Origin of the sequence: Halorubrum zhoui, assembly GCF_051194155.1 — an archaeon.
GTDB lineage: Archaea > Halobacteriota > Halobacteria > Halobacteriales > Haloferacaceae > Halorubrum.
This window is the reverse complement of sequence record NZ_JBLZNJ010000002.1, coordinates 182,841-195,013: the sequence shown is the minus strand read 5'-3', so window position 1 is coordinate 195,013 and position 12,173 is coordinate 182,841. Positions and strand designations below refer to the sequence as shown.

The 12,173-nt window shown below is 63.3% G+C and carries 10 protein-coding genes; 5 read left to right on the top strand and 5 right to left on the bottom strand.

Annotated elements, in window-relative coordinates; genetic code table 11:
- Positions 1-5: 5 nt before the first annotated feature.
- Genes cas7b through ACNTAO_RS02660 form a run of 3 tightly spaced genes read left to right on the top strand, consistent with a single transcriptional unit; the run spans position 6 to position 4,518 of the window.
- On the top strand, positions 6-1,040 hold the full coding sequence (gene cas7b / locus ACNTAO_RS02670; RefSeq protein WP_435160407.1) for a type I-B CRISPR-associated protein Cas7/Csh2: 1,035 nt from the start codon (positions 6-8) through the stop codon (positions 1,038-1,040).
- A 24-nt stretch (positions 1,041-1,064) separates the two neighbouring features.
- Positions 1,065-1,919: a type I-B CRISPR-associated protein Cas5b gene (gene cas5b, locus ACNTAO_RS02665; protein ID WP_435160406.1), complete on the top strand. Its 855-nt coding sequence runs from the start codon at positions 1,065-1,067 to the stop codon at positions 1,917-1,919.
- A gap of 10 nt (positions 1,920-1,929) precedes the next feature.
- The gene (locus ACNTAO_RS02660; protein WP_435160405.1) at positions 1,930-4,518 is read left to right on the top strand and encodes a DEAD/DEAH box helicase; all 2,589 of its coding nucleotides are present in this window, start codon (positions 1,930-1,932) and stop codon (positions 4,516-4,518) included.
- Positions 4,519-7,063: 2,545 nt separating this feature from the next.
- Here ACNTAO_RS02660 and ACNTAO_RS02655 read toward each other — a convergent pair.
- From ACNTAO_RS02655 to ACNTAO_RS02640, 4 genes are all read right to left on the bottom strand, one after another.
- Entirely contained in the window at positions 7,064-7,630 is a 567-nt protein-coding gene (locus ACNTAO_RS02655; protein WP_435160404.1) for a DUF7110 family protein, read from the bottom strand.
- 153 nt (positions 7,631-7,783) lie between these two features.
- Positions 7,784-8,128, bottom strand: coding sequence for a glutaredoxin family protein (locus ACNTAO_RS02650; RefSeq protein ID WP_435160403.1), 345 nt, complete (start codon positions 8,126-8,128; stop codon positions 7,784-7,786).
- Between the two features lie 42 nt (positions 8,129-8,170).
- Entirely contained in the window at positions 8,171-8,803 is a 633-nt protein-coding gene (gene gfcR, locus ACNTAO_RS02645) for a transcriptional regulator GfcR (protein WP_435160402.1), read from the bottom strand.
- Positions 8,790-9,860, bottom strand: coding sequence for a glucose 1-dehydrogenase (locus tag ACNTAO_RS02640; RefSeq protein ID WP_435160401.1), 1,071 nt, complete (start codon positions 9,858-9,860; stop codon positions 8,790-8,792). The genes gfcR and ACNTAO_RS02640 overlap by 14 nt, the downstream gene beginning before the upstream one ends.
- 103 nt (positions 9,861-9,963) lie before the next feature.
- Between ACNTAO_RS02640 and ACNTAO_RS02635 the strand changes: the two genes are divergently transcribed.
- The gene (locus ACNTAO_RS02635) at positions 9,964-10,767 is read left to right on the top strand and encodes an NRDE family protein (protein ID WP_435160400.1); all 804 of its coding nucleotides are present in this window, start codon (positions 9,964-9,966) and stop codon (positions 10,765-10,767) included.
- 93 nt (positions 10,768-10,860) lie between these two features.
- Complete coding sequence (locus ACNTAO_RS02630; RefSeq protein ID WP_435160399.1) at positions 10,861-11,214, top strand: helix-turn-helix transcriptional regulator; 354 nt, start codon at positions 10,861-10,863, stop codon at positions 11,212-11,214.
- Between the two features lie 30 nt (positions 11,215-11,244).
- On the opposite strand, the gene ACNTAO_RS02625 is transcribed toward ACNTAO_RS02630, so the two are convergent.
- Positions 11,245-12,081 carry a 5'-methylthioadenosine/S-adenosylhomocysteine nucleosidase family protein gene (locus ACNTAO_RS02625; protein WP_435160398.1) on the bottom strand — a complete coding sequence of 279 codons (837 nt, stop codon included), beginning with the start codon at positions 12,079-12,081 and terminating at the stop codon, positions 11,245-11,247.
- Between the last annotated feature and the right edge of the window lie 92 nt (positions 12,082-12,173).

The window sequence follows — 12,173 nt, the reverse complement described above, 5'->3', positions numbered from 1 at the left end:
CAACAATGACAGAGAACACTGACGATACGATCCGGAACCGGTCCGAAATCGCCTTCGTCATCGACGCCAAGGATACCAACCCCAACGGTGACCCGCTCACTGCCGACAACGAGCCCCGTATCGACCCTGTCACTGGACAGTGCGTCGTCACCGATGTCCGGCTCAAGCGGTACCTCCGCGACCAGCTCGTGGAGGACGGCCACGTCGTGCTAATCGCCAACCCCAATGACGACGTGCTGACCCGCAAAGAGATGTACGACGCCGTCGAACAGGAAATGGGCGTCAGCACCGAAGATGCGGAACCCGAGGAACTCCTCAAGGCCTTCGTTAAGACCGCTGCCGACGTACGCTACTTTGGGGCCACCATCTCGCTCGACACGGAGCTGGCCAACGACCTCCCCGACCAGTTCGAGGGGCCGGTACAGTTCAATCACGGCCGTAGCTACCACGAGGTCGCCCGTAACACCGAGTCCAAGCAACTCGCCACCGTCATCGCTAATGAGGACGACAATGAGGAGGACGGAAAGAAGGATCAGGGCACGTTTGCCACGGACAATCGAATCAGCTACGGCGTCATCGGGTTCGGCGGTCGTATCAATGACAACGCCGCCGCAGACACCCGCCTCACCGAAACTGACGTAGAGCGACTCGACACGCTCTGCTGGCGGGCGCTGAAGAACCAGACCGTCACCCGCTCGAAGGCCGGTCAGCAGCCTCGCCTCTACGTTCGCGTCGAGTACGAGCGAGACGGCTTCGAGATCGGACGACTCAACGATCGCATCAACGTGGCTAGCGACCTGCCTGAAGACGAGATCCGGGGCACGGACGACTTCCATCTTGATGTCTCGGAACTCCTGACCGCACTTGCCGACAACGAGGCTCGGATCGACACTGTCCACGTCACCGCTGACAGTGCCATAGAATTTTCACTCCCCGGCGGTGAGACGGGTGATCGCGAGGCCTTCTATGCCGCACTCAAGGACGCCCTTGGTGCTGATGCGGTCGACGCATACGACGTGTACGAGCGGTACGCGAACTGACACTGCCGCCTCACCTCTGCACATATGACGCAACAAGACCTTACCGACTACACGCCCGATGACGGTGACTCGTCGACCGCCCAGTACGTCCCCGACACCTGCATCGGATTTGACGTGACCGCCGACTTTGCCCACTTCCGAAAGGTGGGAAACAACAGCGCCAAGCCCAGCTACCGCGTCCCGCCGCGGACGACTATCACCGGCCTCCTCGCGGGAATTATGGGAATGCCGCGAGACAGCTACTACGACCTGTTCTCACCGTCGTCGTCCGCGGTCGCCGTCGTCCCGAAAAAGTTGCCCCACACGTACACGATGGGAATCACGACGGTCAACACGAACGAAGCTGCCATCCAGTATCTCCCGCTCGAAAGGGACTGGCGGGATGGCGCAGAAATGCTGACCCCGGAGTCGTATCTTGAACGCTGGGACAAACCGGGGAGACAGGATTTGATGGAAACTCCTCGGCAACGCGACACCTACGAGATGCTGGTCGACCCGGTGTACCGCGTCTATATCTCACTCGCCAACGAGGGTGTCCACGACGAACTACGGGAACGCCTCGAAGACTCACGGTACCACTACTCGCCGGCACTCGGACTCTCAGAGTGTATCGCGGACATCCGAAACGTGGACACCCACACGGTCAAACCCGCCACCACGGACGCCGTCGACTCCGCCACATACGACGACTCCACGGTCATTCCCAGACCCGGCGTCACGGTCAAGCGCGAGCGGGCACCGCTTTGCATGGAGGCGACCGACGGGGGCCGCCGGACGACTGCTTTCGGCAACATCACGTACGCGACCGGCGATGATCGGCTCCCTGTGGACGCTTCGCGAGCGCACGCGATCGGCGACCACGAAGTTATCCTCTGCTAAAACGCGAACCATGACCTTCGAACAGTACATCTCGCACCCGGCCAAAACCGACGACGGCGAGCCGACGCTCCTCATCGGCGAAGGAGGCCAGTTCGATGATAATGGTCACCTCCGGATGGTGGCAAACCGAATGATGGAGGCCTGTCTTGGACAGACGCTGGCTGACGGGACGCCGGCGGAGCTGGTCGCGGAAGTGGTCGGTCTCACTCACGACATCGCCAAGCTGACTCGCTGGGCGCAGAAGCACCTCCGCGGTGAACCCTTCCAGCACTCGGACGAGTACCGGTATCACGCCTTTCCGGGCGCCCTCGTCACACTCTACTGCCTGTTAGAATGCCGCGACGATGTCGGCGATCACGCGGCCGAGGTCGCAACCCTCGTCGTCGCGGGCCACCATGACACGCAGTCGCCACCAGACCCATCCAACCTGGCTAAAAACTATGGGCGTACTACCGTCGAAGTCCGAGAGACGTACGAGCGCGTTGACGACCAGTTCGGGGACATCGGCGACGAGGTGCCAGAGCGGGCAGACCGCATTATCCGAGCGGCGACCGATGCTGCGGGGTCGTGGAACGACTTTCGCGAGTGGCACGACAACCGCGCGGAGCCAATCGATGGTGCCCACGACCATCTGATGTACTTCGCCCGAATGGGAAAGAGAGCCGCCAGAGTTGGCTACTACGGGGACGTAGTTCGACTCTGGACGGCACTCAAACTAGCCGACCAAACCGCGGCGAGCGGGCTCAAGGACGACGACATCGGTGGGACACTCCCTGAACGAAAAGCCCTCGACCAGCACGTCGACGGCCTTGACCAAGGAGAGGGCCTACTGGCAGATCTCAATGGTCTCCGTGACCGGGCCCGAAAAGACGCGACAGAGAATGTCGAGGCCCTCGTTGAGTCCGACGACGTGGGCCTGATCACACTTCCAACTGGATTCGGTAAAACGTACGCTGGACTCTCTGCAGGCCTCCATGCGGCCGACCTCAGCGACAGTCGGTTGGTGTACGTCCTCCCGTACACCAGCATCCTCGACCAAACCGCGAGCGAGATCCAGTCAATCTTCCGCGTCAGTCCGTATAGTAAGGAGTTCACCCTCCATCACCACCTCTCGAACACATACACCGGACTGGGCGAAAACTACACAGACGCTGATATTGGCCGTTCGCCGGGGGCCCTACACGCGGAGTCGTGGCTCAGCGGCCTCACTCTCACTACCACCGTCCAGCTCTTCGAGTCGCTCGCCGCCCCGACCGCACGACAGGCAACCCGGGTCCCGTCCCTCCGCGAGTCCGTCGTCGTGATCGACGAGCCGCAGGCCATCCCCGAGAATTGGTGGCAGATCGTCCCCGCGCTCGTCGAGTTGCTCGTGGACACCTACGACGCCACCGTGATCCTGATGACAGCAACACAACCGGGCCTCATCAAGTACGGGTCAGACGTACTCACCACGCGAGAACTTACCAACGACACTGACCAGTACACGGACTTCCTCGCTGACCACCCCAGAGTCACCTATCGGTTACACGACACCATCCGAACGAGTCGGGACGACGAGTACATGACGCTTGATTATGCCACTGCTGGCGGTCGAATGTCCGAAGAGGCAGGTGACGGGCGGGATGTCCTCGCCGTCTGTAACACGCGGGCGAGTGCTGAAGAACTATACCAATACGTCACCCCGTTGGAGGATACGGGTGAGAACGAACCGGTCGAACTTGGTCGCCTCCTCCACAACTACGTGGATGAGTCCGGCGAGTTGCCGAGTCCCGTTGAACTCCGCCGACTCGCACTTGACACGGTGGCAAATCAGGACGCCGACACCGTCTACGCGTTCCTCTCGGGCGATGTGCGCCCCGACGACCGCCAGCTGCTCATTGACGCCCTCTACGACGATGATGCGGGTGACGGAGACGACCCCGCGCCCCTTCTCGATGGCGATGATTCGGTCGTACTCGTCTCCACGAGTGTCGTTGAGGCTGGCGTCGACTTGAGCTTCGACACCGTGTTCCGCGACTACGCGCCCATCCCGAACATCGTCCAGTCCGGTGGACGGTGTAACCGCTCGTTCGGCGGGGAGACTGGTGACGTGGTCGTCTGGCGGCTCGCCGAACCCGAGGATGGAAACGCCGTTCCCTCACTGGTGATTCACGGCGGCGACGCCGGCAACGCACTCCCGCTCCTCCGAGAGACGGGGCGAGTCTTGCGACGACACGCAGAGGACGGTTGTATCGATGAGTCGACGATGGTCTCCGACACCGTCGGCGAGTTCTACGAATCGCTGTTCGTCGGGGTTTTGCAGCCCGGCGACGAGCGACTTGCAGATGCCGTCTCCTCGGCGTCAATGTCCGAGTTGGAGGGTGAACACATGATCGAAGAGATCGAGGACTACGAGGACGTGGTCGCCTGCCTCACCGACGAGGAACGGGTCGACTTGCTCGGAGAAGAACTGGAAGCAGAGGGTATCGGGAGGCATCCGGGGGCACAGGTCAATACCGACCCAGCCGAGTGGGCTAAAGAGGCCACGGTCGGAAATTCACGGTACCTGTTGGTTGATGCCCTCGATACGTCCTACCACCCCGTGTTCGGCGTTCGATGAGCAGACTGTTTAACACCGGCATCAATAACGTCTGAACACGATTTTGCCTCTCACGTCACCCATAATGGTAGGCTAGTATCTCTTGAGATACTGTGGATTCTGTCGACCCCCCCGGGTATGAGGGGGTATTGCGGGTCGACCAAATCGTAGGAGTCAAATCCACAAGTATAAACCCGGTAATCGGCATTTTAGGGATGGTTTCAGGTGAACCCTTGTGGGGTCGAAGCCAGTATAGGACTTCTCCACACAGTGCGCACGTGCGTTTCAGGTGAACCCTTGTGGGGTCGAAGCGCCGTCCCCGTTGGCGGCGTCGTGCAGATCATCGCGGTTTCAGGCGAACCCTTGTGGGGTCGAAGCATCGAGCCGGCCGACCTGGATGCGGACGTCGGCGCAGTTTCAGGTGAACCCTTGTGGGGTCGAAGCAGCGTCGTCCACGTGGTGCGGCAGGTGACCGGCGTGGTTTCAGGTGAACCCTTGTGGGGTCGAAGCATGGCGGCGATCGTCGGGCGGGAGGGTACCGGCAAGGTTTCAGGCGAACCCTTGTGGGATTGAAGCGGCGCCTATCCGTCGCCGAGCCAGAACGCTGCAGGTTTCAGACGAACCCTCGTGGGGTTGAAGCGGTTCAGAGAGAACGGCTGGGTCAGTCTCAAAGCTGTTTCAGACGAACCCTCGTGGGGTTGAAGCGGGCGGACATAGTCGCCGTCGAAGGCGATCGCGTCGGTTTCAGACGAACCCTCGTGGGGTTGAAGCGTCCGAGGGACTGAGTGGATATGACGATCACGGTTTCAGACGAACCTTGGTGAGGTTGAAACCCACCGGGCCCGTAGCACACAACGAACGCGCGGTGTTTCAGGCGAACCCTTGTGGGGTCGAAGCTGCAAAGCGGGGACGTCTGTAACTCGTGTCTCCGCATGTTTCAGGTGAACCCTTGTGGGGTCGAAGCTGGCAGTCGTTGCGACACTCTTGCTCGGGGGCGTGCGTTTCAGGTGAACCTTGTGGGGTCGAAGCGGGCTGGAGGCCGACGACGACGTGTTCGGTTCGGGGTTTCAGGCGAACCCTTGTGGGGTCGAAGCTAGACACACGCGGCTCCCCATCCCCACGATGTTTTTATCTCAGGTGAACCCTTGTGGGGTCGAAGCAGCATTTCAATCGGGAGCCCCAAGGCGTTTGATAGCAGTTTCAGGTGAACCCTTGTGGGGTCGAAGCGTCGAGAAGCCGATCACCCGCGACGGTAACACCGAGGAGTTTCAGGCGAACCCTTGTGGGGTCGAAGCGTTAGCAGGATCGCCCATCGCACCGCTTCGTCGGCGGTTTCAGGTGAACCCTTGTGGGGTCAAAGCGGTTGGCCGGGCGCTAACTCAAAACTCTCTTTTGACAGGTTTCAGATGAACCCTTGTGGGGTCGAAGCTCCTCAACGCGGGACCGCTCGCGGAGTTGCTCCTCAAGTTTCAGGCGAACCCTTGTGGGGTTGAAGCATGGCTCACTCGACGGGTGACGTGACAGTGACGCGTTTCAGACGAACCCTTGTGGGGTTGAAGCGACATGAACCGCGTCGAGACGAATCGTGTCTCTGGGTTTCAGACGAACCCTTGTGGGGTTGAAGCGGCGTACCGCCCAAACATCACCACGGTGAAATCGAGTTTCAGACGAACCCTCGTGGGGTTGAAGCGTGCCGTCTGTCGCAACAGCGTTAACGTTGCTAGAGTTTCAGACGAACCCTTGTGGGGTTGAAGCGAGTATCGTCTAGCGCGTTGCTAAACTGGCTCTGGTTTCAGACGAACCCTTGTGGGGTTGAAGCAATCCTAAAGGCCACAGCTTCGTGAAAGGCTCTCTCGTTTCAGACGAACCCTTGTGGGGTTGAAGCGCCGTGAACGTCGGCCCGACCGACGACGGCGACAGTTTCAGACGAACCCTTGTGGGGTTGAAGCTTGCCGATCCATTTCTTGGTCACTAAAACCACCACCGTTTCAGACGAACCCTTGTGGGGTTGAAGCCGCGTCGTCACGCCGACCGGCGACTACCGCGTCGAGTTTCAGACGAACCCTTGTGGGGTTGAAGCGACTACGAAACTCCCGGCAGCTTCTTTGGACCCGGTTTCAGACGAACCCTGGTGAGGTTGAAGTGTCGCGAGTGTCCCTGTACTGGCGGCTGCCACCGTCTCAGATGTAGCCCTGTGGCTAAGCTGACGAGGCGAATCATAGCCTGGGCAACGCTGGCGCAGTTGCCTTCCTTCTCGCCGGCGTGCTCGGCTGCTCTCGGCGCGTCAAGCTTTTGTCTGGGCGTTCAATCACTTCCCGCTCGAATGCGAGAGACGCGCGTGTCTCTGCCGTCCCTGACAGGCGAATGTTGGCGGTATCAAGCCGGCATACCGTGGCATCAATGTTTCGCGGATTAAGCGACTGTGTGGCTACAATGAGACGGGTAGCGGTGTGTTCCGCGAGACCACGAAGGAATGCACCCAGTCGGAATGATCTTGAGGTTCAGGAGGGACTAATCGTTTAGTCCACAGACTGGTGAAATATTATATTGAGATTATGTACTTTGTCTAACTAATGAACTCGTTGTCGCGCCAGTTCACGCCGTTGTCGCTGTCGCCTGCGCCCTGCGGGCTCTCGACGACCTCGATGCTCGCCGGGCGAGACTCTCCCTCGACGATACGGGTCGCCTCGAGGTCGCCGTCGACCTCGGTGATGGCGGTGAGCGTGCCCTTCTCTGCACGCGTGGCGAGCTCTTCGAGGACGACGAACATCGGATACTGCAGCGCCGTGTTCTGGAGGACGGTTTCTCTGTCACCTTTGAAGCAGGCGAACTCGACGAGCTCCGATGGGATCTCCTCTTCTTCGTCGTCCATCCACTGTGGGCCGCCGGCCCGCGGCGGTTCCTCCTCGTACACCCGCGTCTCGGTGACCGACGCCTTCAGCTGGGCGGTCGGGGTGTACTTACTGATGCTCTCGTCGTCGGAGAGTGCCTTGATGATCAGCGTGTTGTTCCTGCGCGTGATGTCGATACCGTCGATGGCGGCCGGAAGGTCGGGGGCTTCGTCGAAGTACGCCTCTACGTCTTCGAGTGGCAGTTCGAGCGTCGAGTGAAGTCGGAACACGCGGCCTGTCATGATGTGCTGTGTGGGGATCGAACCGGCCGTCGCGGCGCGGCGTGGAATCGACCGTTCTAGGCGTACGTACGCGCCGTAGGTTTATAGGACCTACTCTTCGACAGATCTCGTCGCCCGGTCCCGTGCGGAACGTCACACCGGTGTCGTGTCGACTCACTCGGCGCCGAGTTCGGCGGCCAACTCGCCGCGTTCGTCGAGCTCTGCGAGGACGTCGCTCCCCCCGACGAACGAGCCGTCGACGAACGTCTGTGGGATCGTCTCCCACCCGCTGTGTGCCTCGAGCGCCTCGCGGTACGCGCCCAGTGCGGGGAGGACGTCTACGGTCTCGAACTCCTCGACGTGTTGGCCGATCAGCTCGACGGCGCGCTGTGAGTAGCCACACTGTGGCATCAGCCGGTTCCCCTTCATGAAGAGGACGACGTCGTTCTCGGCTATCGTCTCGTCGACGTCCGTGCGAATCGTCTCGGGGTCCACGTCGGCATCGGGTTGAAACGTCATGCGGCCGGGTACGCGACGCCGGCTCAAATGAATTCCGGCCGGTCACTCCCGGTCGACGCTGACCACGTCGACGAGCGAGTAGAGCGGGACGCCCTCGATCGCGTCGTAGCCGAACTTGTCGACGAGTACGACGCAGGCGACGGGCTCTCCGCCGTGCTCACGGATCGCTTCGATCGTCTCGCGCATCGTCGTCCCCGAGGTGACGATGTCGTCGACGACGTAACAGTCGCGATCGCGGATCGCCGCGAAGTTCCGAGAGAACCCGCCGCCGTGTTCGGGGATGTCGCCCTCCTCCCACTGGTGTTTCGCGGGCGCGTACGTTCCGAGGTCGGTGTCTAGCTCGCGGGCCACGGCGGTCGCGAGCGGCGCGCCGGCCTTCTCGATGCCGACGGTCAAATCGACGGCTTCACCTTGCTTCGCGAGGAGGTCGGCCATCGCGCGCGCGGCGAAGGTGAGCCGCGTCGAGTCGCGCCCGATCGCGGACCAGTCCACGTGAATGTCGGCCGAGGAGGTGGTGTCGACGGCGCTGGCGCGGCTCTCTCCGCCACCACCCCGCTCAACGAGCCAGCTCGCGGTCTCGCGCGAGACGTTCAGCTCGTCGGCGATCTCACCCTTCGAGAGGCCGTGGTCGGCGAGCTCCGCTGCGCTGTCGATGAGGTCGTCAACGTTCTTCATACGCGGCGAATTCGACCGCCGTTTTAATAGTCGTGTCGTCATCCACGAAGGCCGCCTCGAACGACTCGAGCGGGTACACTCCCGTGACGAGATCCGAGAGGAACGACGTAGGGAGCGAGCCGAGCGCGTCGACGGCGGCCTCGAAGTGTCCGTAGCCGGAGTTGACGCTCCCGACGAGCGCCTTGTTGTGGAGCACGAGTTCGCGGTGGAGACGGCCCACGTCGACCTCGAGGGACATGTCGCCGGGGACGCCCAACAACGCGGCCACCCCGTTCGGCGCGAGCGCGTCGACGCTCTCGAGGGCGTGTGGGGCGTACCCGGTCGCCTCGAAGACGAGGTCGACCGCCTCGTGCGCTGCTGGAACCGTCGGCACGGGCGTCTCCGTCGAGTTCACGTACGTCGCACCGATCGACTCGATCACGTCGATCGTCGGGTCCGGCCGCTCGCGTCGACCCAAACAGTAGACCCGGTCGAACGTCTTCTCGAGTATCGCCGCCGTGAGCAGACCGAGTGAGCCGTTCCCCAGAACGAGCACGGACTCCGGGGTCCACTCGAACGCGCTCCGACTCGCGAACGCCTGTTCGACCGCCTTCTCGGTTATCGACGCCGGTTCGACGAGGAACCCCCACTCGGCGAGCGTCGACGGCACGTCGACGAGGTATGCCTCCGGACTGGTGAAGTACTCGGCCATGAACCCGTGTGCGCCCACGATGCCTCGCTCGTGGTACGCGCCACTCGGTGCCATGTCCGGCTCTCCCCGCGCGAAGTACGCGTTCCCGCCGTCCGGTGGCCGACGCACCGTCGGCGCGACGAGGTCGCCGGCGGCGAATCGCGTCCCGTTCGGGTCGACGACGACGCCGACCGCCTCGTGGCCGAGCACGAGGTGGTCCTCACCTGCCGGCGGCTCGCCGTGTGTCCCGGCTATCACCTCGTGGTCGGTGCCGTCGACGCCGACGCGAAGCGTGCGGACGAGCGCCTCGCCGGCCGCGGGTTCCGGTCGCGGCTTCTCGACGACCACCGGCTCGTCTCCGCCCTCGTAGACCGCGATCGCTTTCATGACGCGTTCGAAGCTCCACGCGGCTAAAAGATTTCTTCTGCTTCGAGTTAACCCCGCGCTGCCGGTCGACTGGCTTTTTTGCCTCCCGACCCGACACCGTGTCGTGTGTACCCTCACGCTCGCCTGGCAGCCGTTCGAAGACGCGCCGGTAGCGCTCGCGGCCACCCGTGATGAGGCGTACGACCGCCCTTCGGATCCGCCCGCGGTCCGTGGTGACGACGACCGGTACCTCGCACCGTGCGATCGAACGGCGGGCGGAACCTGGATCGGTCTCGGTGGCTCGGGGACGGTCGCCGCGATCGCCAACCGGTGGCTCGACGCGGACCGAGATGGCGATCGATCCCGGGGTCACCTCGTCGTCGACTGCCTCCGACGGCCGACCGCTGAAGCGGCCGTGCGCTTCGTCGAGGACGACGTCACCGAGCGAACGTACGACGGGTTCACCCTGCTCGTCGCCGACGACGTCGCCGCCTTTCGGGTGGCGTACGACGGCTCGCTCGCCGTCACGCCGCTCGCTCCCGGCGTGCACGTCGTCGGAAACGTCGGGTCGGTGTGTAACGGACGGGCGGCGTTTTCAATCCCCGAGACGCGCGCCGAGGCCGGCACTCGGCGAGCGGACAGCGTCCGCCGTATCGCGGCGACGGTCGTCCCGAGCCCTGGTGAATCGAGCGCCGACTGGCTCGACCGCGCCACCGCCGTCCTCGCCGACCACGAGTTCGACGCGTGTCTCCACGGCGACCGATTCGGCACGCGGTCGCTCACGCGCCTCCGCACAGGACCCGATCCGACGATGGGGTTCGCGGACGGTCCACCGTGTTCGACGCCAGTCGAGCCCGTCAAGGTCCCGGACGCGTTCGCCGAGAGCGCCCCAGGCGGCGTAGACGACGCGTCTGCAGAGTCGTCGTGAGTCACCGCCGCCGACACCGAGCGCTCTCTGGAACCGACCGGCATCACGGGGTGGAAAGCCAGGTTTAAGCGACTCGCAGGCGGCTGTCCGGACATGAGCGCGTCCGAACTGGAGTCAGATCTCTCCGCTGACGAGCGAGAGGGACTCGACCTCATCCGCGAGACGGGCGGTATCCACCAGAGTGACTTCTGGAAGGAACTGGACGTCTCCTCGCGGAAGGGGAGCCGCATCGCCGAGGCGTTACAGGAGTCCGGGCTGATACGGCGCGAGAGCGCGGTGTACGACGGGCACAACACGTACTACTTGGAGCCCGCCCCGCGCGACCTCGACTTCGCGCTGCTCATGGCCGGTGACATGCTGTCGCCGTTCATCGGCGAAGAAGAGGTCGATCCACAGTCAGACGCCTTCTCGCAGTGGCTCATGAACCTCGCGTACGAGGAGTACTGAGGCAGCCGACGCCCACACACCCCCTGGCGTTCACCGCGCATCGTCGACGATAGCCCGAGCCACCCGTACCGCACTCTCGAGTCCGGCACGGAATGCTGACGCCGAATCGGCCGCCTCCGCGCCGAAAAACGAGTCGCGGGCGGCCGTCCCCGGCTCCGGTCGGTCGTGGTTCGACACGCCACGCACGCTGAGATAGCGGTCCGCAAGACCGAACCGCCGAAGCGCCCTCGCGGTCCCGGCATCTTCCATCTCGGTCGCCCGATACGGCCCGCGGTCTCGCTCCGCTACGAACCGCGTCACCCGCGCGGCGATCTGACGACCGTGCCACAGCTCGTCCGCACACACGTTCGTTCCCACCGTCAGCCTCGGCTTCGCTGTCGACCCGTCGCCGACGAGCGATACCGTCTCACCGACCGATTTGGCGCGCGCGACGAGCGTCGAATCGAGGTCGATGATCCCGGCCGTGCCGGTGTACGGATCGGGTTCGACCGACGGCCCGGGTCCGTCGTCGTCGAACCGGACCTTGTCGTCCCAGTCGACGATACTGTCGGCGAGCACGACCGATCCGATCGGGAGGTCCGGCGGCGCGCCGGCGATGCCGACGGACAACACGAGCGCATCCCCCAGTGAGACGGTCTCGTCGGCACACAGGGCGGCCGTCGTCGACGCGGCGGCGACCTTTCCGACGCCGGTCGGAGCGACGGCGAGCCCCGCCCCGTCGTGCCGGAGCGACGCCTCGACGCCCGGCACGTCGACGCGGTGGTCGAGGTCGTACGCCGCTCGCCACGGTCCGAGCTCTCCGTCGATCGGCGCGGCGTCCAGTCCATCGAACGCCGGAAGTACGAGCGCCTGAACGTCGACGACCATCGAATCATCAAGTGCCCGGCGACGACATGACCGTGTCGGCTCGTCTGCGGTCGTCACCGACGACACACGACCGTCGTCGACCACCACGGCCG

Coding starts and splice junctions, on each gene's coding strand:
- gfcR (WP_435160402.1), bottom strand. CDS start 8,803: ATGAAGAACGTTGACGACCTCATCGACAGCGCAGCGGAGCTCGCCGAC.
- ACNTAO_RS02625 (WP_435160398.1), bottom strand. CDS start 12,081: ATGGTCGTCGACGTTCAGGCGCTCGTACTTCCGGCGTTCGATGGACTG.
- ACNTAO_RS02630 (WP_435160399.1), top strand. CDS start 10,861: ATGAGCGCGTCCGAACTGGAGTCAGATCTCTCCGCTGACGAGCGAGAG.
- ACNTAO_RS02655 (WP_435160404.1), bottom strand. CDS start 7,630: ATGACAGGCCGCGTGTTCCGACTTCACTCGACGCTCGAACTGCCACTC.
- ACNTAO_RS02650 (WP_435160403.1), bottom strand. CDS start 8,128: ATGACGTTTCAACCCGATGCCGACGTGGACCCCGAGACGATTCGCACG.
- cas7b (WP_435160407.1), top strand. CDS start 6: ATGACAGAGAACACTGACGATACGATCCGGAACCGGTCCGAAATCGCC.
- cas5b (WP_435160406.1), top strand. CDS start 1,065: ATGACGCAACAAGACCTTACCGACTACACGCCCGATGACGGTGACTCG.
- ACNTAO_RS02660 (WP_435160405.1), top strand. CDS start 1,930: ATGACCTTCGAACAGTACATCTCGCACCCGGCCAAAACCGACGACGGC.
- ACNTAO_RS02640 (WP_435160401.1), bottom strand. CDS start 9,860: ATGAAAGCGATCGCGGTCTACGAGGGCGGAGACGAGCCGGTGGTCGTC.